21 protein-coding genes and 1 pseudogene are annotated in these 21,790 nt (G+C 36.1%); 7 read left to right on the plus strand and 15 right to left on the minus strand.

What is annotated here, in order from left to right:
• Positions 1 to 367 precede the first annotated feature (367 nt).
• A complete protein-coding gene (locus EM808_RS17685; protein WP_127739524.1) occupies positions 368 to 871 on the minus strand; it encodes a MarR family winged helix-turn-helix transcriptional regulator in 504 nt (167 codons plus the stop codon).
• A 313-nt stretch (positions 872 to 1,184) separates the two neighbouring features.
• On the minus strand, positions 1,185 to 1,526 hold the full coding sequence (locus EM808_RS17690) for a hypothetical protein (RefSeq protein ID WP_127739525.1): 342 nt from the start codon (positions 1,524 to 1,526) through the stop codon (positions 1,185 to 1,187).
• 250 nt (positions 1,527 to 1,776) lie between these two features.
• On the opposite strand from EM808_RS17690, the gene EM808_RS17695 reads away from it, so the two are divergent.
• The 3 genes from EM808_RS17695 (at position 1,777) to EM808_RS17705 (ending at position 3,138) form a co-directional block, all read left to right on the plus strand.
• The gene (locus EM808_RS17695; RefSeq protein ID WP_127739526.1) at positions 1,777 to 2,346 is read left to right on the plus strand and encodes a TetR/AcrR family transcriptional regulator; all 570 of its coding nucleotides are present in this window, start codon (positions 1,777 to 1,779) and stop codon (positions 2,344 to 2,346) included.
• 126 nt (positions 2,347 to 2,472) lie between these two features.
• A complete protein-coding gene (locus EM808_RS17700; protein WP_127739527.1) occupies positions 2,473 to 2,823 on the plus strand; it encodes a DMT family transporter in 351 nt (116 codons plus the stop codon).
• A gap of 3 nt (positions 2,824 to 2,826) precedes the next feature.
• Positions 2,827 to 3,138, plus strand: a complete 312-nt coding sequence (locus EM808_RS17705) for a DMT family transporter (protein WP_127739528.1) — start codon at positions 2,827 to 2,829, stop codon at positions 3,136 to 3,138.
• A gap of 344 nt (positions 3,139 to 3,482) precedes the next feature.
• Here EM808_RS17705 and EM808_RS17710 read toward each other — a convergent pair whose 3' ends face one another.
• Both EM808_RS17710 and EM808_RS17715 read right to left on the minus strand, forming a co-directional pair.
• The gene (locus tag EM808_RS17710) at positions 3,483 to 4,430 is read right to left on the minus strand and encodes an alpha/beta hydrolase (protein WP_127739529.1); all 948 of its coding nucleotides are present in this window, start codon (positions 4,428 to 4,430) and stop codon (positions 3,483 to 3,485) included.
• Between the two features lie 33 nt (positions 4,431 to 4,463).
• Positions 4,464 to 4,721 carry an HPr family phosphocarrier protein gene (locus EM808_RS17715; protein ID WP_127739530.1) on the minus strand — a complete coding sequence of 86 codons (258 nt, stop codon included), beginning with the start codon at positions 4,719 to 4,721 and terminating at the stop codon, positions 4,464 to 4,466.
• Positions 4,722 to 5,029: 308 nt separating this feature from the next.
• Between EM808_RS17715 and EM808_RS17720 the strand changes: the two genes are divergently transcribed.
• Positions 5,030 to 5,440, plus strand: coding sequence for a MerR family transcriptional regulator (locus EM808_RS17720; RefSeq protein WP_127739531.1), 411 nt, complete (start codon positions 5,030 to 5,032; stop codon positions 5,438 to 5,440).
• 102 nt (positions 5,441 to 5,542) lie between these two features.
• On the opposite strand, the gene spoIIP is transcribed toward EM808_RS17720, so the two are convergent.
• The 9 genes and pseudogenes from spoIIP to EM808_RS17760 all read right to left on the minus strand — a co-directional run bounded on the left by spoIIP (position 5,543) and on the right by EM808_RS17760 (position 16,241).
• The gene (spoIIP, locus tag EM808_RS17725) at positions 5,543 to 6,460 is read right to left on the minus strand and encodes a stage II sporulation protein P (RefSeq protein ID WP_164849701.1); all 918 of its coding nucleotides are present in this window, start codon (positions 6,458 to 6,460) and stop codon (positions 5,543 to 5,545) included.
• Complete coding sequence (locus tag EM808_RS17730; protein ID WP_235856642.1) at positions 6,450 to 6,989, minus strand: RNA polymerase sigma factor; 540 nt, start codon at positions 6,987 to 6,989, stop codon at positions 6,450 to 6,452. Before EM808_RS17730 ends, spoIIP begins: the two co-directional genes overlap by 11 nt.
• A 168-nt stretch (positions 6,990 to 7,157) precedes the next feature.
• Positions 7,158 to 7,670, minus strand: a complete 513-nt coding sequence (locus EM808_RS17735) for a kinase (protein WP_127739533.1) — start codon at positions 7,668 to 7,670, stop codon at positions 7,158 to 7,160.
• A gap of 27 nt (positions 7,671 to 7,697) precedes the next feature.
• On the minus strand, positions 7,698 to 8,555 hold the full coding sequence (locus tag EM808_RS17740; protein WP_127739534.1) for a MurR/RpiR family transcriptional regulator: 858 nt from the start codon (positions 8,553 to 8,555) through the stop codon (positions 7,698 to 7,700).
• Positions 8,556 to 8,570: 15 nt separating this feature from the next.
• Complete coding sequence (locus tag EM808_RS28640) at positions 8,571 to 8,744, minus strand: hypothetical protein (RefSeq protein ID WP_164849702.1); 174 nt, start codon at positions 8,742 to 8,744, stop codon at positions 8,571 to 8,573.
• A gap of 180 nt (positions 8,745 to 8,924) precedes the next feature.
• Entirely contained in the window at positions 8,925 to 10,181 is a 1,257-nt protein-coding gene (locus tag EM808_RS17745; protein WP_127739535.1) for a hypothetical protein, read from the minus strand.
• 383 nt (positions 10,182 to 10,564) lie between these two features.
• Positions 10,565 to 12,856 carry a 5-methyltetrahydropteroyltriglutamate--homocysteine S-methyltransferase gene (metE, locus tag EM808_RS17750; protein ID WP_127739536.1) on the minus strand — a complete coding sequence of 764 codons (2,292 nt, stop codon included), beginning with the start codon at positions 12,854 to 12,856 and terminating at the stop codon, positions 10,565 to 10,567.
• 90 nt (positions 12,857 to 12,946) lie between these two features.
• Positions 12,947 to 14,800: a bifunctional homocysteine S-methyltransferase/methylenetetrahydrofolate reductase gene (locus tag EM808_RS17755; RefSeq protein ID WP_127739586.1), complete on the minus strand. Its 1,854-nt coding sequence runs from the start codon at positions 14,798 to 14,800 to the stop codon at positions 12,947 to 12,949.
• A 481-nt stretch (positions 14,801 to 15,281) separates the two neighbouring features.
• A pseudogene (locus tag EM808_RS17760) lies at positions 15,282 to 16,241 on the minus strand (alpha/beta fold hydrolase).
• Between the two features lie 185 nt (positions 16,242 to 16,426).
• On the opposite strand from EM808_RS17760, the gene EM808_RS17765 reads away from it, so the two are divergent.
• The 3 genes from EM808_RS17765 to EM808_RS17775 all read left to right on the plus strand — a co-directional run bounded on the left by EM808_RS17765 (position 16,427) and on the right by EM808_RS17775 (position 19,517).
• Positions 16,427 to 17,248, plus strand: a complete 822-nt coding sequence (locus EM808_RS17765) for a mechanosensitive ion channel family protein (RefSeq protein ID WP_127739537.1) — start codon at positions 16,427 to 16,429, stop codon at positions 17,246 to 17,248.
• 273 nt (positions 17,249 to 17,521) lie between these two features.
• A complete protein-coding gene (locus tag EM808_RS17770; protein WP_127739587.1) occupies positions 17,522 to 18,910 on the plus strand; it encodes a Na+/H+ antiporter NhaC family protein in 1,389 nt (462 codons plus the stop codon).
• 130 nt (positions 18,911 to 19,040) lie between these two features.
• Complete coding sequence (locus tag EM808_RS17775; RefSeq protein WP_127739538.1) at positions 19,041 to 19,517, plus strand: hypothetical protein; 477 nt, start codon at positions 19,041 to 19,043, stop codon at positions 19,515 to 19,517.
• Between the two features lie 68 nt (positions 19,518 to 19,585).
• Here EM808_RS17775 and EM808_RS17780 read toward each other — a convergent pair whose 3' ends face one another.
• Together EM808_RS17780 and EM808_RS17785 are read right to left on the minus strand one after the other, a co-directional pair.
• Positions 19,586 to 20,581, minus strand: a complete 996-nt coding sequence (locus EM808_RS17780; RefSeq protein WP_205685874.1) for an ROK family transcriptional regulator — start codon at positions 20,579 to 20,581, stop codon at positions 19,586 to 19,588.
• A gap of 84 nt (positions 20,582 to 20,665) precedes the next feature.
• Positions 20,666 to 21,499 carry an HAD-IIB family hydrolase gene (locus EM808_RS17785; protein WP_127739540.1) on the minus strand — a complete coding sequence of 278 codons (834 nt, stop codon included), beginning with the start codon at positions 21,497 to 21,499 and terminating at the stop codon, positions 20,666 to 20,668.
• Positions 21,500 to 21,790: the final 291 nt, after the last annotated feature.

Here is a 21,790-nt window from a genome sequence, read left to right on the forward strand (position 1 = left end):
CCTTTTTGCATGACCCGCTTTTTAAGGTCCGTATAATTTCAAGTAAAAAATTATCTTATAACACATAATTATCCCCGTACGTCTCTATTGTTAGAGAGAGACATTAGTTTACAATTCACAAACTACATCGTACAGGATATATCGTATAACATGCATCTTATACGATATATTTTACCTTGTCAATTTTTAATAAATGGTTTTTTTCTGCTTCAAAAATAAAAAACGGAACCGCTTTAGTTTCCGTTTCTAAATCTATATATATTCAGCTTAGTAATCTCTCAGTTACTTATTCCTCGTAAAATTAATCAATAAAAGTATCATAAATAACATAACAATAGTTTATTTAGATACAAAGACGTTGATCATTTTATTGATTATTATCTTTATCAGGAAAAAGCATTACATCAAAGGATTCATTGTAATTTATACCTTCTGTTGTCATTTTATCTTTTACTGCGCCTACGAGAAGCTGCATGCCCTTCATAACGATTTCTTGCTCTTCTGCATGTAACTGATCTAGTGCACCAGTTATCATTTTATTTAAGTAAGTGTAATCTTTTTTGTTTATGCCTTCTTCTGCAGCCTTTGTTAATGTAATAACAACCGAGCGCTTGTCTTTAGGATTAGGACTTTTCTCGAGTATGCCTTTTCCTACAAGTCTATCTACAATATCTGAAACAGTACTTTGCGTCATTTTCAAATTATATGTTAATAATTTAATGTTTGTAATTTTATTTGTCACTACTTCAGCAATAACCCTAATTTGCGGGACTGTAAGGCCATATCCCTCAGCTTCTGTCTGCATACTTTTTGCTATAAATCGTTGTAAAAAATCTATCGATTCGCGAAGATAATCAGCTCTTTCTAACATTTTTTCCATTCCTCTCATTAACATCGGTTACGATACATCGCATTAGATATATTAATTAAAAAACATCTTACACGATGTATTTGTTCATGTCAATTGACTGCCAATAGTGGAAACCGTGAGAATGTTTAGGAAGAACATATATATCTTTCCTCTAATTGTATCAAACTGCTAAAAAAAGCTGTGGATGATTTTATAGCTAACTTAAGTGTAAGGAAAGGAAATTCTTGTAGTAAATATAGAAATTTACATAATAAAGAGCCTTTCCCAATCAAATAGATCTAGATTGGACGCAAGGCTTATACATCAGATAAAACTAAGAGACTCTTTTAATAGTAGAAATACTAAATCTCCATGCTTTATTTATTAATTTAAACGTCCAATAAAAAAAGAAAAAGTTAAAAGCTAAGCCAAATGATCCCAAAGAAAACAACCAATCACCTTTGTAATAAAAAGCATCAGCAGGATATCCAAAGATATAGTTGTTATTATCAACTCTATATCCAATACCAGGAATTATAGCAATGATAATAGTTGCTATACTACTTAATATAGTTATCTTTACCTTTAGTTTATTCATTTTTTTGATGTTCAATAAAACTATTATTAAAATCACATTGAAAAATAGTTCCATAAGCAGACTTAACAATTCATCCAACTAAAACACTCCTTATTTGTTAAAAACTATTTCACGTCATTATAACAAACATTTCCAAAATTAACATAATTAATCTGACCATTATTTAACTTTGCTTCCCCATAGGCATGGGCGTAACTTTGCATACTTTTACCCACATTCCTGCCAATTTGTTATAAACATAGTTAGGTTAACACACTATAAATGATGATTGACATGTTCTGATTTCTCACATATACTAACTTACGAACGTTCGTCAGGGAGGTTTATCATGAAAGCAACCGAAATTAAAAAAAGTGCTTTAGCACAGTTTGTTAACAAAGGGTATGAAGCAACATCTTTAGACGATATTGTGGCTGGAATAGGTATTAAAAAGCAATCTGTTTATTCACATTTCAAGCATAAGGAAGATATCTTTCTTCAAGTAATGAAGGATGTCGTGGATGAAGAAATATCTTTTTTGAAAAACTTTTTTCAAGAGCGTAAGCAGGCTGAACTTGAAGAGGTTTTATTTCAACTGTTAGTAAAGTATAAAGAAAGGTATTTGCATCAAGAAGACAAAAACATTCAATTTTTGCTGCGGATGGCATTCATCCCGCCGTTTCATTTGCGTGATTTTGTCATAGACCAATTTAACTTTTATAACCATCATTTAGAACAGCATTTGCTCGAGGTATTTATAAAAGCAACAAATATCCATGTAACTGCCGAAGAAGGCACTGTTTCATTCTTGAATTTTCTCGATGGAATACTTGTGGAATTAATTTATGCAAATAATGTTGAGAATAGGCTGAACATCTCTTGGAAGATATACTGGAGAGGAATTTCAAATGTTATATAAATGATCTGCCTATACATAATAGAGTTAACTTGTAATGTGTAGGCATAGCAATGACAATATTACTGTCATTGCTAACTAAACCTTACGAACATTCGTAAGGTAAATATTTAAGAGAAGGTGATTATATTGAATCGAAATTGGCTGTTCGTCCTGATAGCAGGAGTCTTAGAAATATTTTGGGTATCTGGTCTTAAGCACGCAGATAACTCCCTTGAATGGATAGTAACCATAGCAGCAATTGCTACTAGCTTTTGTTTGTTAACATATGCCTCAAAAAGTTTACCTGTAGGTACGTTATATGCAGTCTTTACGGGAATTGGTACAGCAGGTACTGTTTTAGCCGAAATGGTAGTTTTTGGAGAACCCTTTAATATGTACAAAATTATCTTTATTGCAACACTTCTCAGCGGAGTCGTTGGCTTGAAAATATTAAGTAGTTCAAAAGAAACAACAGAAATGGAAGTAAAAGGAGGCTGAAAAATGACTTGGTTAGCATTAATAGCAGCAGGTGGTTTTGAGGTTGTTGGTGTTTTAAATGTAAAAAGACTTGGTGAAAAACAAAAAAATGCACTTTATTACATGATCTTTTGTTTTGGTTTGAGTTTTCTCTTGTTATCATACGCTATGACAGAAATTCCAATGGGGATGGCTTATGCCATTTGGACTGGAATTGGAACAATCGGTTCTGCACTATTAGGAATGCTTTTATTTAGCGAACCAAAGGATTGGAAAAGATTAGTATGTATCGGTGTTATATTGTTTTCTGCGGTAGGGTTGAAGCTTGTTGCTTAACTACTATCAAGCTACAAATTTTTATAAGCCAGCTGTGTCATAAAAAGAGACTGGGACATAAGTATGTGAACCAGCGTAAAGACCGAACTACTTAATCAACTATTGATTAAATAGTTCAGTTTTTTGTTTTTAGTTTAAATACAAAAAATTGGAAATTTTAGTGGAGTGGAGCGGAGGCCCATCTTCCTCCCCGCGGAAAGCGAGTGGGTGCAGCGCAATGAAACGAACTAACTTTAACTCAACATTCTATTTAGACCCAACCTTCATTTTTCAAATTGAGTTGTAATTCTATTATTCGTGTTTAGAAAGCTTATCTTTTGTTTTGTCCCAGCGTTTTTTGGCTATTATTTAAAATTCTCCGTAAAGAATGATTCCAACTTATCAAAAGGAATTACATCTGTTTTATCGTACAAATCAACATGTCCTGCATTTGGAATGACGTAAAGTTCTTTTGGCTCTGCTGCCATCTCAAAAGCATCTTCACTGAAGTATCGTGAATGTGCATGTTCGCCAATGATAAATAACAGCGGACGTGGTGAAATGGATTTAATATGTGTTAGCAGAGGAAGGTTCATAAATGACATACTGCTTGTTATCGTAAATTGAGTAATCGAATTTGGATGGTAACCACGCGGTGTTGAATAGAACTCACCAAACTCACGGCCAATAGGGTCAGTATTTTCGTCAAATCCGATTGGTGCTCCACGCTGAGCAAGCGCTGGCTGTGCTGCCTCAAAATCTTCATAACGTTGCTCTGCAACTGAATCGAGGATATTGTTTCTTTCTTCTTCTGTAAATGAGTCTTTCCAACCGTTAGCCGCAACGCGAGAAATATCATACATACTTACAGTTGCAACAGCCTTAATTCGTCTGTCCACCTGTGCAGCACTTATTCCAAACCCACCGCTACCACAAATTCCAATTACGCCAATTTTATGTCTATCTATGAATGAACGAGTACCGAGATAATCAACAGCTGCACTGAAATCTTCAACAAATAAATCAGGTGAAGAAATATGTCGTGGCTCTCCACCACTGTATCCGTTATAGGAAGGGTCAAATGTAAGTGCTACAAACCCTCGCTCTGCCATGCTTTGAGCATAAATACCAGGACCCTGCTCTTTTACACCACCATATGGCGCCCCTATAATAAGACCTGCATATTTTTTTGTCTCATCAAAATTAGTTGGAATGTAAAGATCTGCTGAAATGTTAATGCCGAACCTGTTTTTGTATAAAACAGACTTTCTTGTAACATTACTGCTTAACTCAAAAATATAGTTATCTGACATTTTGTCTTTCTCCTCCTTCTTCTTCTGCTATTTTTATTTATTTAACAGGAAATCTTTTAATGTATGAATGGCAGCCTGTTCATCTGTCCCACTTACTAGCAAGGTTATATCATCACCTTTATTTACATTTAAATCCATTACCTTCATAATCTCTTTCCCATTAGAGGATTTACCATTTTTAGTTAGGATTACATCACTGCTAAACGTACGAGCTTTAGCAACAAATATGGTCGTATTTCTTGCTTGAAGTCCACGGTGCAGCCTAACTTTTTCCTTTGCTACAAACACCATATTCACCTTCCTAATGTTAAACTTGTTAATTCTTCAGGATGATACTTGGCTGAATACTTTTCCATGGTACGAGTGAGAAATCTTCCGTTTTCAACTTTTATTCTCTTGCAAAAGCAATCTTAACCCTTATAGTTAACTCTAAGTCAAGCGATTAATTAATATTTATTTTAGGCAGGAAACCACCATGATCCGTTTTATTTAAAACTAGTTATTTATGATTTTGACATACGCCGAAACCCGTGATACTATTTTCGCATATGTTAGAGTTAACTCGAAATTTATCTTTTAGGAGAATTGGAGAGGAAAAGATGAGTACTTATTCTATTAGTGAAGTGGCAAAGGAATTGAACCTAACAACTTATACATTACGGTATTACGACAAGGAAGGGCTTTTGCCATTTGTGGAACGGACACCTAACGGAACACGACTTTTTAAAGAATCTGATATTGGTGCTCTAAGAATTATTGAATGCCTTAAATCCACTGGAATGCCTATTAAAGAGATTAAAAGCTTCATTGATTGGTGTCAGGATGGAGATTCCACCTTGCAGCAAAGATTCGATATGTTTTTAGAACGAAAGGCGGCTGTAGAAGCACAGCTGGCAGAATTGAACAAGACAATGGAAATCATTAATCATAAATGTGATTATTATAAAACTGCTTTAGATGCAGGAACGGAAGATATTCATAAAGACGATAAAATTGGTAGCCTAAATTAACATAAAGCCGCCTATCCATCTAAAATTTTGTTCTGGATAGGCGGCTTTATATTTTTCTCCTGTTTATGAACCTTAAATTCCGTATAAATATTCACTCAAAATCTACTTAACCAATGTTTGAATCACATTCGCCAAGGCCTCCACCGTGTTATACTCTTCCTCTAACGTGTTTTCAACACCTCCTATTTCAATGACGGCAGATTGATTTAATAAATCCTGATTATAATGATTTTGATAAGTGTCATAGCTTTTCGAGAATACACCTCTTGATATTCTAGGATATTTGTCATTTATTTTCTTATGAAGCTGTTTCGCAAACTCTTGGTTTTTTTCATAATCAGGATTTCCTGCCTCTCCTTCTGATACTACAAAGGTAATTTTCGCATAAGCTTTGCCATCAATCTCCACGGTTGTTACTTCTCTGCTTGCAGAATCTCTATGTAAATCGAATGCCATTTGAATGCTTTTATTCTTCACAAGTGCGTCTTGCATGTTTTTCCTCGATATTTTATAGGCATCTTGGTAAGGTAATTCCTTTTCCTGGAGCTCCTTTGTATTATCATTAGTATCAAGAATATTATTGATATTCCTTTGTTTTAAAGCGTTGCTAAGCCTTTGGCCAACTAATGTCATATTAATTGTTTCATGGATACTATCGTTTACACTAAAAGTTTCTTCAGGGTAAATTGCCGTTAGTTCAGGCAAAAAGGATTCGTAATTATGTGTTTGGCTTATATACACAAGAGGATCGTCTGTTAGTATGGTGGAAGGTTGATACTGATTCGTATTTGTGGAAAGCTGGATTGCTGGTTCTTTTGTCTGCTGATTGAATGAGGTTATAGCCAAGAAACCTAAGATAAAAACACTTACTGCAACTGTTAGAAATCCAACAGCCTTTTTGCTGCGAGTTCTTCTTGCTTTAAGTCTTAATTTTTTTTCTGTTTCTTGAATGAAATCTTCCCTTGGCTCAAGTGAATAGGAGCTTTTTATTAATTCCATTAGCTCTTTATCAGTTCGCATTAATAAACACCTCCACATTTTCAACATTCAGCTTTCTTCTAAGCTCCTTTAATGCTCGATGATAGTTTACCTTCACTTTTGATTCACTGCATTGAAGTATCTCTGCAGTTTCTTTAATAGAAAACTCATTAATTCCTCTTAAAATTACAACTGCTCGAAATGGAGGCTTTAATTTTGAAATAGCTGCATGAACATATTTTTTCAATTCATCCTGCTCAAGCATTACATCAGGTTCCTTTTCGGCTGTTTTTTCATTCCATAATACTTTTTCGCTAAGATAAACAAGCCAGCGCCTCTTTCGATAATGATCAATCGCTACATTCTTTGCTATCGACATAACCCATGCTTTTAAATGGCTGATTCGATTTAGCTCGGATAAATGATGAAGTACTCGAATAAATACCTCTTGTGTAAAATCCTCTGCATCACTGCGGTTGCCTGTAAAAACAATTAAGAAACGGTATACATCCAAATAGTACATATTATATATTTCTAGTATCTTTTCTTCTTTCTCATTTGATTGAAACACATTATCCCCCCTTTTTATTTCATTTATTAATCGTATGAGCACAATAAAAAGTTACACTTTTTTTCAAAACAAAAGGCCGTCCAGCAAGGACGACCTTTACAGTATTATGTATTATTCCTTCAAGAGGAATTATTTACCTTCTACTTTCAAATAAAAAATAAAATGGTGCTATTCCTTTAATTGAGTTAATATTAGCTCCATTATTTCTGTACGTGTCATATCATTAGTAAACTTGCATTCTCCATCAACACCTAAATAATCCTCTGAAATCCACCATGAGCGTAGTGCATCTTCTCCAAACTCCGTCTTTTTTGAACGAGTATTGTGACGTTTGACTGTCTCTTCAAAGGTTAAATCAAAATAATAACTAAATGCCCTTCCTTCATAGAAATCAATCAAGTCAGAAAGCATGCCGCCATAACGCTTATTATATAATATACCTTCCACTATTACATATTCGCATTTACCCTTACCATATTCGGCAACTTGACGGATTAAATCAATGGAAAGATTGCCATCTCTATCTTGAACCTTTAATATATCGCGACGAATTGTATCCTGAGAAACCAACAAAGTACCTGCACCAAAATGGTCTTGAAGACTTTTGGCTATCGTGGTTTTCCCGCTGCCTGAATTCCCGCGCAGAATAATTAGCTTTGATTTCGTATTTGAGATTGTCATACTTCGCACCTTAACATGCCTTATTCTTTACTTTTTTTGTGAAAATTTTAAGACAGCGTTTCGTGAATTAACGATTTTTTCCATACTATCTTCATAATACTTAGAAACATAGGCATAAAAGATAATGTCTACAGTTGTAAATTGTGCAAGGATAGAGCTAGTGGCAGCACTGCGGAATTGCGCTTCTGGTGCCCGAACGTACTGGAGCGACAATCCGACCTTCTGTGAAAGGCTATTTTGTCCAAATCGTGATAATCCAATTGTTTGGCAGCCAGCTTCTTTTGCAATATCAACTAAGCTTAAAACCTCAGATGTTTCTCCCGTGTTGGAAACACAGAAAAAGATACAGTTCTTTGCTACGCCAGAAAGAATGGAAGCATATATATGTGCGTCTTGGATAGCAACAACAACTTTTCCAAGGCGAGACCATTTTTGCATAATATCATCGGCTACTAGAGAAGAGGCTCCTAATCCATACACATAAATAACATCAGCATTTTTAATACTTTCAATGGTTCGATCAATGATTTCCTCATCTAACTCTATTGCTGTTTCCTTGATTACCTGTACGGAATTTGAAACAATCTTCCCTTTTATAGATTGGATTGTTTCATTATGTTCTATATCGTAGAAGCCACTTTTTAAAGAATGTGATAATTGAGAGGATAAGGATAGCTTTAATTCTGAGTACCCTTCAACCCCAATAGAACGGCATAAACGTATAACAGCAGCACTACTTGCATTTGCTTGCGTCGCTAATTCGTGAACGGACATTCTAACAATATGGTCTGCATTTTCTAATATGTATTGAGCAACTTTTCTTTCTGAATTAGGCAGTTCATCAATTACACTCTCAATTCTCACTAATATATTAACGGAAACCATTATTCTACCTCCTTCCTAGTACTCCTTTAACTTCTTCAATGCTAAATAATAACCCCCTAATGTTGATGATACATCATCTGTAATGAATTTTGTTTTAGGAAGTTTTTCTTTTATTTTATCAATAAATACTGACTGGACAATAGGGATTTTTGTTAAAATACTGCCTTTTACTGCAATTTCAGCGGCCATCCTTTCACCTGCATAGCTTCTTCATTTCGGAAATATCTGTACAATTAAGATAAGACAATATATTTTTTGTCAGCCTGCTAGTTTCTAAATGCCTATCATTAAACTGCTACCGACCAACACACATAACATAAAAAAACTGCAGTCACCTGCAGCCATAAAACAATTTTAAAATTACTTAATTTAAACATCTATCCGTTGTGGAACAACTAGATACCCCATCGCTTTCCCTGATTTAAGGATTTTAATCAGTTGTTCCTGAAGTGTGTCATTGCATGTTACCTGTATGATAACCTCGCTTTTTTTGGGGGAAAAGAGTTTTAATTGCCCTTTACTTATGGCTATTTCAATTAACAGACCCAATGTAAAACCGCCGATAAGTCCAAGCAAGCCCCAAATTATCGGCCCTAAGTATAAAACAAATCCGTATATTGATCCTAAAACCATTCCTATTGTTCCTCCAAGCATTGCTCCGTCCAATAGACTTCTGCCATCAACGCTATGAAGGGAATCGAGGATATGAGTTGATGCCTTAAGATTTTCTAATGGCATTGCGACTATATTCTCCTTTGGCACCCCTATTTTTTCCATTTCGTGAATGACGATTTCTACAAATGGCGAGTGTTCAAATGTAGCTATTATTTGGACTTTATTGTTCGCAACTGTTTTTTGCTGTGACAAGTTTTCATCCCTCACTCTTAAGTAACGAATTTGCTCAATATCGTAAAGTGTATTACTTTCAATTACGGCCGTATATGCCTGATAAATAGCAAAGGCGTACATGGAAGGCATAAATAGAAACCATTGCCAATCTACCATTTCAGCTACTGCATTATAATCACCGAGGAAAGAATAAAGCCACATCCGAACAGCCTCTGCTTTATATGCGACATATATCCACCATGCTAAAACAAGTGTCCCCACAACAGTACTGCCAGCATATAATTGGCCAAGACCAGGAGATAATAGGGACCAGATAGCACCTATCCACGGGTTCTTTTTGTCGAGAATAACCACATCAAAAAATGTTACTTCTGAGGGAGTTACCGGTGCATCTTCCACTTCTGCTAAAACATGACTTTTAGCGACCTCAACAGCACAGCGATAACTGTCCCAGATACTATATACATAAACTGCCATATAAAGTAAAAACCAGTCTTCATTTATTTGAATCTTGGCTTCTTCAAACCTGCCAAGCATTGATAAGGCAATACCTTTATTTAAATTGGCTTGACTATTTACAACAAGCTCCCAAATAATCAGAATAAATCCATGTAGATATTTTCCTAAAAACATATGACCAAAACCTGGGAATGCTGCAGACCACCATGCCGCAATCCAAGGGATTCGGGGATATGCCGAGTTTACTCCTAATGCTGAAATTAGGCCCTTTGTATAGCGAGGTTTTATATTAGCTGACTGGAACCTTTGATGTGGCATAAATTATCCTTCTCCTCTGGCTAACTCTCTACTTAATATTACCAACAATTGTCTGCATCATTCGGTTTACTTCTACAACTGCTATATCCCCCGTTTTTAAGACTATTTTTCTTCCTTGAATTACAGTACGGTTACTATATCGTTACTTTTCTTCGTAAATCCTTTTTTTCGTGTTTTTATTGATATAATAGTGTTCTGATAAAATGGTTTAGCAATATAATAACCAACCCAAACAGGGAGCCTACTATGTTGTTGGTACATAGTAGGCTTTTTGTCTGGCTATCTATATCAGTTCTGCTTTTCATAATCTTTAATATGTATAGTAATTACTAACAATAACCACCTTAAAAAGGAGCAAACCAGTCTGGTCTGCTCCTTTCACCTTATACAGTCTGTGACAGCTGCTCGCGTAGTTTCTGTGTTGCGGCCACCATGTTTTTCAACGATTTAACTGTTTCTTCCTCACGGCGTGTTTTCAGGCCACAGTCTGGGTTAACCCAAAATTGTTCCTTTGAAATAACTTCAAGACTATCATTAAGTATATTTTCCATTTCTGCTACACTCGGTACACGTGGACTGTGGATGTCATACACGCCTAAACCAATGCCAAGCTCATAGGAATTTTGTTTAAGTGAATGAATTAATTCACCATGGCTTCTTGATGTTTCAATTGATATAACATCAGCATCTAGTGCTCGAATTGTATCAATAAAATCATTAAATTCACAATAGCACATATGAGTATGCACCTGCGTTTCATTTTGCACACTTGATGTCGCTAGCTTAAACGCGTTAACGGCCCAGCGCAAATATTCATTCCATTTTTCTTTTCGCAATGGCAGCCCTTCACGCAGTGCCGGCTCATCTACTTGAATAATGGCGATACCTGCATCTTCTAATGCTTGAATCTCTTCTCTTAAAGCTAATGCTAACTGATTTGCAACTTGTTCTCTGGAAATATCATCACGGACGAAAGACCAATTTAAGATTGTGATAGGACCTGTCAGCATTCCTTTCACATATTTTTCCGTTAATTCTTGGGCCTCTACTATTTCCTTCACTGTCATCGGAGATGTCCATTCTACATCTCCATAAATAATTGGTGGTTTTACACAGCGTGAACCGTAGGAAACAACCCAAGCGAATTTAGTAAATGCGATTCCACTTAGCTTTTCGCCAAAATATTCTACCATATCTGTACGCTCAAACTCACCAGTTACTAACACATCCAAGCCTATATCCTCTTGAATTTCAATCCAGCGAGCTGTTTCGTTTTTTACAAATTCTGCATAAGCAGCATCTGTAATTTCCTTTTTACGCCAAGCAGTTCGTGTCCGCTTCACTTGGTCGGATTGAGGAAAACTTCCGATTGTTGTTGTTGGGAAGTCAGGTAAATTCAATGCTGTTTGCTGAAGTGACTGGCGCTCCTTAAATGATAGCGGGCGTGAGAAATGTGCTGCCTTCACTGTAGCTTCAAGCTGCTTTACATTCGTATTATTTCTCGTTTTATGCTGTGCTAGTGCTTCAATTGCTTGTTTGCTTTTCTTGAGGCTATTTTTATTAGACGTTCCTGCACCAACACAATAAGCTGTTACTTGTGTCAGCTCCTCTATCTTTTCATCAGCAAATGACAGCGCAGCATTTAATGTTACATCAAGCTCTTTTTCCGATTTCGTTGTAACAGGTACATGCTGCAGACTGCATGATGACTGAATCCAAGCCTCCTTAACACCACTTAATAGTAGTAATGATTGTGTTGCCGCAGCTTTTTCTACTAAATCAGCCTTCCATATATCTCTTCCATTTATTAGACCTATTCCTAATACTTTATCCTGTGGGAAGCCGTATTTGCGAATAGAAAGGATGTTTTCCTCTGCCCCATGGACAAAATCAAGGCCAAATCCAGCAACAGGGAGCTGTGTTAGTTCTTTGTATGCTGATAGTGCTTCGAAGTATGTTTGCAGCATCAATTTTGCTTTAGGTAATTCTGATGCCAAGTATGTGTAAGCTTCCTGTACAAGTTTTATTTCTTCCTCATTTAGAGACAGGCATAATGCAGGCTCTTCTACTTGAATCCATTCAGCTCCAGCTTCAAGCAGCTCTTGAAAAACCTGTACATACAGAGGCAATAATTTAACTAAAAACGAATTTTTTGATTTACCATCATACCCTTTTGCTAATTGTACAAAAGTAAATGGACCGATAATAGTCGGCTTAGCAATAACACCTAATTCTTCCTTTGCTTCAATGAAATAATCTAATATATAGTTTTTTGTTAGCTGTGGCTGCTTGCCTTCATACTCAGGTACAATATAGTGATAGTTTGTGTTAAACCACTTAGTCATTTCACATGCCACTGCTTCATTACCGCCACGAGCCATTGTATAGTATGTTGCTAAGTCTACTTCATCTCCTGTCCAATTATAGCGGTTTGGGACCAATCCAAACATTGCCGCAACATCAAGCATACGATCATAAAAGGTAAAATCCCCGACAGTCAGTAAATCCAGACCAAGAGCTTGCTGGTGCTTTAAGTTATTCAAACGGATTGATTTCATCTCTGCCGTAAATTGTTCCTCAGCTATTTTCTTATTCCAAAAGGATTCCACACAACGTTTCCATTCACGATTTTCACCAATATATGGATAGCCAATCACTGTACTAACTAAATTCATTATTTGTTCCTCCTTAAAATATTTAAAGTTTTCCTATACTTTTAGTCGGTATTAATGTGCTATTATTTCCTCTACATGCTTTGCTCCTTCTTATTGCTCGTTTGCTGTTAGTTCCACAACACGTTTATTATCCACTTCTCTAATATATTTTGACAGCTCCTCTGTCAGCTCAAACCGCAGAAAAGGTGTTATTAAATATATCCCTTTAAACCTCTCTGCTGCTGCGTCTACTAACTCTTTAGCAATCGCAATACCTTCTGCTCTAGCCTTTATTGGATCATTACCTGCCGAAGCCATTGCCTTTCTGACAGTATCAGGAAGCTTGATTCCAGGAACCTCATTATGAATAAATTCGGCATTTCGTGTGCTTGTTAGTGGCATTATTCCCATAAATATCGGTGTGTCGAGATGCTTTGTTGCTTCATATACGTCTTCTATTTGGCTGGTTGAAAAAACTGGCTGTGTCAAAAATGACTGTGCGCCACAAGCAATTTTCTTTTCCATCCGCTCTACCGCTTTGTGCAAATGGCGAATATTAGGATTGAAGGCAGCTGCAATCTTAAAATTTGTTCGCTTACCAAGACTTTTTCCTGAGTAGGATAGCCCTTCATTAAATTGCTTCACAAGGCTGATTAAATCGAATGAAGAAAGATCATAAACGCTTGTCGCACCTGGAAAATCACCGATCTTAGAAGGGTCTCCAGTCACGACTAACACCTCATTTAAGCCAAGTGTCTGCAAGCCCATTAAGTGAGACTGCAGGCCAATCATATTTCGGTCACGACAGGTGATATGCATCAGTGGCTCTGAGCCAATTTCCTTTTTTAAAATCGTTCCAAGAGCAACATTGCTAATTCTTGGGCTTGCTAAGGAGTTATCAGCAAGTGTGATAGAGTCTACTCCTGCCTTATGCAGTGCTTTTGCCCCTTTCATAAACTCCTTAATGCCCAATTTTTTGGGCGGATCTAATTCAACTAAAATGGTTCGTTCCAATTTAGCCTTTTCATAAAGGCCCTTTTTCGTTTCCTTTACTGCTACTTCTATCACTTCAACCTTGCGTTTGATTATTTTCTTTTCCTTTATTGGAGCTATATTGCCAAGTGCCTTCTTAACTGCAGCGATATGGTTTGGTGTTGTGCCACAACAGCCTCCGATTATACGTGCTCCTTGATTACGCAAATTAACTGCGCTATATCCAAAATAATCAGGAACAGCTTCATATACGAAGCGCCCGTCAACATATTCTGGAAGACTGCTCGCATTTGGATAAACAGACAGGAACGCTTTCTTTGGCAGCGGAACCTCTTCAAGTGAGCGTATCATATGGTGTGGACCTAAATGACAATTCACACCAACCGCATCTGCACCTAACGCTTCTAGCCTGAGTAAGGCTTCATTTAAATGAATACCTTCCTGCAAATAACTCGTTTCATGTAAGGAAACATTTGCAATTATCGGCAAATCTGTTTCATTTCTGGCAATCTTTAATACCATTTCTAGTTCTTCTAAATCATAATAGGTTTCTAATATCAACCCATCAGGATTTTCAATAAGCTGGCTGTATAATTGCTCGCGAAAGCATCTTTTAATCTCATCCAAATCGAGATCAGATTTCCGAAAGCTTCTAGAAGCACCAATCGTTCCGAAGACGAAGGCTTTCCCGTTTGCTGCTTTTCTGGCAATAGCAATGCCTTTTCTATTAATAGTGCTAACCTCTTCCTCCAAACCATATCGCTTAAGTTTATAATAGTTTGCCCCATACGTATTGGATTGGAGAATATCAGCACCAGCCTCTAAATACGCTGAATGGATTGTTTCGATTCTGTCTGGGTGGGTAATATTCAACTCTTCATAACAATTATCAATTCCATTTGAATAGAGAAGAGTTCCCATCGCCCCATCACCGATTAAAATGCGCTTTTGCAATTCATCTCTGAAATTCATCATTTCCCCTCCTTCAAGAGCCTTACTTTCATTGTTTTAAGAACAGGAAGTTAAATGGCAGTAAAAGCAGGACTGCAGCTAGCATTGGGTCATTTCTATACTCCCAATATTAAAAATACTAATTTATATATATCTAAACTGCCTCCTTTTTTTCTTATCTCTTACTTTGTTTGTAGCTTATCATGTTTAAAGTGCTATAGTGTAACGGATAAAAGTAATCAGTGGTTATAAAGAACAGTTGTAACGGATAAAAGTAATTAGTGGCTATATAGAACAGTTATAGCCACTGTGAGGAAATCATTAATAAAATATGTACAGCAGCAAAAGGCATAAACTAAATAGGCATGTTTCCTGTATATCGGATTCATGCCTTGGTGACTATATTTATATCTTAAACTGAGAAATTAGTTCCTTCAGCTTTTGTGACATGCTTTGTAAATTAAGAGGACTACCAAAAAAGGCAGTCCTACGCAATCTAACTTTATCCGCTTTTGATACGCTCCTGAATAAAAGTAATCGTATCTTCCGCTATTCTTTTTTGCTGTAACACTATGCCAGAATGACCACAATTATATAACTTTCTTGGCGGTTTCCCCCATGACTGCCATAAATAATCGGCATCTTCCAATGAGATATACTGATCATATTTACCAGAAATCAACAGAATATTATCCTTCTTTATCTTAGGAAGTACAAGACTTGGATCAGTTATTTCCCAGTGTTTTAATAAAGCTTTATAATCTATCCCGTTCTGCAATAAATCCTCTTTAATATACCTTCCAGGAATAGTGTTCCAAATGGAATAGGCTAGCCTATTTGCATAAAACACAGAAACAACTGCATTAAGTTCTGATTCTAATGTTGCGATTAAATTTGTAATCCACCCACCTAAACTTACCCCAACTAAAATAATCGGCCCATCATTATTTAGTTTGATTGAATGGATTAATGTCCTTAAATCAATGATTGATTGTCTAGCCGCCGCAACTGTTCGATCGATATTTGCACTTATCATTTATTCACCATTATAAAGGGAGTGTGGCGGAGTACGTTCCATATGATATGCCAGTGGAAAGTAATACATATTCCAACCTAACTGAGACATGCGGCTATGATACATACTTTTTAACTTACTGTATGAGTTCATTCTCCAGCCATGAACAAAGATAACATTCGGATTAGCTGCCCCCTCGGCATGCAAGTATACCTCGCCACTTACTAAATCATTTATAGGAAATTCCGATGTAACGATTGACTTAAAGCGATAAATGTCTTTGTCATAATCAATATTCACCTGTACATCCTTTGTATTTACCTGATAAAAATCCTCTCTCTGTATAGGTTCCATTATCTCTTTCGGCTCAGAAAACTGCGATATTTTGCTTTTCTTTTTATGTAACTGATATAAAGCATAGTGGTCAATGAACTTAGAAAAAAGCACTTTACATTCCCCTTTTAAATACATTTTGCAAGCAATACTATTTAGCTCCCTGCATTCCTACCAGTCAGTCACCATCCTGCCTAGATAAAACTTCTTTTTTTTACGAAATCATGATATTGTTAAATTTTATTAGGAGTCTTTTCTCCTAGACTTTAATCCTCTGCATAAAATATTGGGGTGAAAAAATGAATGATATTTCGAAGCTGCTTGAAAAGTTTCCTATTAAAATCACTGTAGCAGCATTGCTTATTATACTAATTGTTTATTTAATCCGTAAATTTATCAAGATTTTCTTTGATAAAACAAGCTTTTTAGATGAAAACCGTGAAGAGACCATTATCCATTTCACCAATCAGGCGACAAAGGTAATAGGAGTAGTCTTTTTCCTCCTTTATTTACTTAGCCATTTCTTTAATCTTGAAAAGCTTGTTACTGGCTCCGTTGTTGTGGCAGGTGCCTTGGCTGTTATTCTTCAGCATATTATCAGGGATTATATAATGGGGCTAACATACCTGTTTGAACGCCAAATTAATTACGGCGATTATATTATTATTAATGGAGAGCGGCAGGGGAAAATTGAAGAAATCAGCATGCGCCATCTCAAAATCCGCCAATACGATGGCTACCTGTATACTGTTTCCTACAGCAATATAACAGAGCTTCAGAATGGGACAAGAGGCAGACGCAGGGTAAATGAAAGCCTTATCCTCAATTACAGACAAAATCCAGATACTGCCTTTAAAGTAATGGAGGAAGTAGCTCGGATTTGTAATGAAAAATATGGTGAATATTTATTAAAGGATGAAAACGGTGTTTCCGTTGAAAGATTTCAATTTAACCAGATAACGGAGCTAAATGTGGATTTCATGGGCCATAAATATTCTATATCAGGTCTTGTGAAGGAAGCTGATTATGTGGAAGCAAGTAAAAAGTTGCGGTATGAGCTCGCACTTGCTGCCTACAATAGCGATTTAATAATGGCAGAGAGCACAAGCACCAGCCATTAATGTAGAAAAGAGCAAGGGTCATATACCTTGCTTTTTTGTTATTTATTTATTATTCATCCTCCAAAAAACGGTAAACACCTTTCTCTTTTTTTGGTCAATACCACCTTTTTTCCTTATTAGTTAAAATAAATTATTTTGACATAAGAAAAAAAATCGTGTAATGTAATGCATGTTCGCTTTAACGCTTAAAAGCGTTTGTTTAAAAAAGAGTGGCGATTTAAACAATCTCTTTTAAGTAAGAACGAAGTATTTAAGAGTTTTGGAGGAAAAATGATGGAGTTAGAAAAAAACACGCTGACAGTCCGTCCGATTGAAGCAGCGATTGTTACTATATTATTAATGGGGATACTTGGATACCTCATCATTGGGGTTCAGGTTGTTCCTCATATTGCGATAATGACAGGAATTGCACTTTTATTAACTTATGGCGCAGTTAAAAAAGTTGGCTTTAGTGAACTAGAACAAGCGATGGTAGATGGAATTAAACCAGGATTAGGTGCTGTAATGATTTTCTTTTTCATAGGAATGCTGATAAGCAGCTGGATGGCAAGCGGCACAATCCCAACATTTATCTATTTATCTGTTGAACTAGTTACTGGAAAATTTTATTATGCAATAGTTTTTGTTGTTACAGCGATTATCGGTCTTTGTATTGGAAGCTCCCTCACTACTGCAGCTACCATTGGTGTTGGCTTTATCGGAGCAAGCATTGCATTGGACATTTCGCCTGCTATCACAGCTGGAGCAATAATTTCAGGTGCATTCTTTGGGGATAAAATGTCGCCATTATCTGATACTACTACACTAGCAGCAAGCGTTGCTGATACTGATTTATTTGAACATATTAAGGATATGGCATGGACAACCGTTCCTGCATTTATTATTTCATTCTTTGTCTACTTATTCTTATCTCCTAAGACAACAAGCGAAAGCATTCAGAAAATAGATGCGATTAAAGGGACACTGCTGGATCAGAACCTTGTCCACTGGTACTCTATCATCCCATTTATTATTTTAGCAGTGCTCGCACTTAAAAAGGTATCTGTTATTGCCACATTATTCGCTGGGACAATTTCTGCCCTTATTATTTCTTTTTGGGTGAATAACAGCTTAGGATTTAAAGGGATATTAGAATTACTATACTCTGGATACAAATCAAATAGTGGAATTACAGAAGTAGACTCCATGCTATCAAGGGGTGGCATCGAAAGCATGATGTTCAGTATTTCCATTATTCTCCTTGCCTTAAGCATGGGAGGCTTGTTATTTAAGCTAGGTATCGTTCCAGCCCTTATATCTGTCGTGCAACGCATACTTAACCGCGTTTCCTTATTAGTATGCTCTGCTGCAGGAATGGCGGTTGCTGTTAACTTTATAATTGGTGAACAGTATTTATCCATCCTGCTGCCGGGGAATGCTTTTAAAGAAAACTTCGAAAAGGCAGGTCTTAAACCAAAGCATCTGTCACGTGTTCTTGAAGATGCAGGAACAGTCGTTAATCCACTTGTTCCTTGGGGTGTATGTGGCGTATTTCTGTCAACTGTCCTCGGTGTTTCTGTAACCGAGTATGCTCTATTTGCATTATTCTGCCTTTTATCACCATTAATTACGTTATTTTATGGTTTTACAGGCATATCATTACCTAAAACGAAGAAGCTTTAAAATAGCTTATATTTAGAGCGCGGTTATCATCATGATAATTGCGCTCTTATTTTGCCACCCTCAAAATACCGCTGAATATTTTTAGGTAATTACGCAAAAAATAAGAGCAAATGTCAAAGGTGGTTACATAATGCACGAATTTTTTACTAATTTGGATTTACATGCAAAGGGATTATGGTTCCCAGTTTCAGTGAGCATCTTATTAGCACTCACAGTACTTTTTATCCCTAAAAATATCCCACGGAAAGAGATTTATATTACATTTGGAGTTGTCGGGTTAGCAACATGGCTTAGCGATGGTATTCTTTCAAGAGCATTAGATTTATTTGATATTGGAGATCCTAAAAAAGCTGGCCTTGGCGACATTTTAAGCTATACCTTCATCCCAACTTCCCTTGCTATCCTTTTCATAAATTACTTTACTAGGAAAAACCGCTGGATTTTAACTTCCTGGTTCACTTTAGCTGCCTTTTTAATTGAATTTGGTATGGTTCAGCTTGGGTATTTAAAATTTAAAGGGTGGAATGGCTATTTTTCGATCATTGCGTTTGTAATTGCCTTTGGTTTTTTATTGCCATTACATTTGAAAATTATTAGAAGTGACTAAATAGGTGCTCCTGCCCTATTTTGCTCAAAATGGTTAGAAGCAAAAATAGCAGAAGCACCTTTTTTTAATTATTCCTTCATAATTTGCTCAAGGGCAAGACTCTGCAGCCCGTATAAGTAATCCTTTTTCCAATCGCTCCATGTAAGCTTTGGAAGATGTTCTGCAGGTACATATATTGAGCTGTTCTTTACAATTTTATCTAATAGCTGTTGTTCAACCTCAGCTTTGTTGAATATGATGACATGTGGATTAAGAATGGATACAAATGAGGCTACTAACCTGCTGATTGCATCAATCTTAATAGCATCATTATTTAATGCCTCTTGAAAATTCTTATCATTATACTGTGGAATCAACGAGATTTCACCTGAGAAAAAAGTACTTCCTCTAACTACATCCCCATTAATCATAATGCCGGCTCCTGGACCATTTTGACCAAAATACAAATATACGAGCGAGTGTTTTTCTGTCATGCCCATATTGAAATGGTATCCAAGCACAGCTGCATTCATATCATTTTCCACAACTACAGGGATAGAAAAACGGTCCTCATAATACTTTTTCAAGTCGAAATTTTGAAGGGAATCATAGCCTGGTATATAAAATATTCGGCCATTATCAACAGAACCCGGAACTCCAATAGCAATAGAGCTTATTTTCGGGTATTTAGCCATGATGCTTTCGATACAGCCATTCAAGGATGTTAAGTCATCATCTTTTAACACACTTTGAACAGTTCCTGTTTCTTTTATTTCACCCGTACAATCGAATATTGTATAATTCGTTTCGGTTCGTTCCAAAAATATCGATAAGCCTAACATATATTCCGCGTTATATGAATATCTTTTTGCTCTTCTTCCACCACTAGAATCATCTAGCCCAACTAAATAAATCTCTCCGTCCCTTTCCATCTGGGACAAAAATTTGCTTATAGTCGGAAAACTGATATCTAGTGTATTACTAAGTTCAACCTTAGTAGCGCTCCCCAATTCCAACAATAATTTGCGGATTCCAGTATGGATAACTTTTTTCATAGATTTTGGAGTAGCTGATAATTCATTCATTTCTTTCACCACCAATAAACCTTTTTAAATTACTTAAAAAAGCATGGTGCTAATATAGCATAAATACATTTTTATCACAATATTTTAAACATCCTTGACCGTAGCTAATTCTTCCTTATCACTCTGCAAGGAAAGAAATTGGATAATTGTTTTCATAACAGCCTCCTCTTCATTTGATCCAGTAATGAAATTAGCTGCTGCCTGTACTTCTGGAAAAGCATTTCTCATCGCAAAGCTGTAAGCCCCAGAGGCCATTAATTCTAAATCATTGTATCCATCTCCAAAAACCATTGTTTCCTCTGGTGTCACATTCAACAGCTTCTGCAGATGAGCAATCGTCGTACCTTTATGAACATTCGCATTCGTAATATCAATCCATGCCGCTTCTGATGCAACAATATAAGCATGGTCAAAAAATGTCGCTAGCTTTTCTCTTGTTTCCACACATTGCAATGCTGGATCATGTACTGTTATTTTTATAAAGTCCTCAGAAATACTATGAAAATCCTTTACACAGTTAAGCTTAGCAAAGGAACGGCGTACAATCGCAAACTCATCAGCAGAAATAGTTTCTTTTACATATGCCCCTGTTTTTGTACAAGCAATTATTGTATGATCTAGATTTATTTCCTCTAGAAGGTCAATTATTTTCAAGCCCAGTTCATTTACAATTAGGGATTCATACACAAAAAGGTTGTTGTGCTTTATACGCGTAGCACTATCACCTAATATCCACAAATCACTCGCATCTTCACCAAATAGTTCTTCTATCCGTTCACATTGCTTTCCAGTACATGGAGCAAACACGACTCCTTTATCCTTCATGATTTTTTTTGTTTTTTTAAATAAATCCCTGTTAAAGTCCCCATTATTATTTAAAAACGTTCCATCCATATCAGAAATAACTAATTTAATCATTTGAGTCCCTCCAAAATATTTAATTTATTTAACTCTAGGTAACAGCACTTATTAAATTAGTTTAATAAGTGCTGTTACCTACTTAACCTCCTGTCTATTATACTATTCTTTAGTGAATGAAACTGGTCTCATTTGGAGCAGCATTATTGGTTTTAATGCTCTTTTTTTTCCTCGCATAATCATAAGCACATTAAATTTTATTAACCGATAAAGAGATAATAAATACACTGACTATTTTAAATTCTCAGAAGGAATTCAGAGGAAACAAGAGGATTACTACGTATACTGTAC

Origin of the sequence: Niallia taxi, assembly GCF_004005475.1 — a bacterium.
GTDB lineage: Bacteria > Bacillota > Bacilli > Bacillales > Cytobacillaceae > Niallia > Niallia taxi.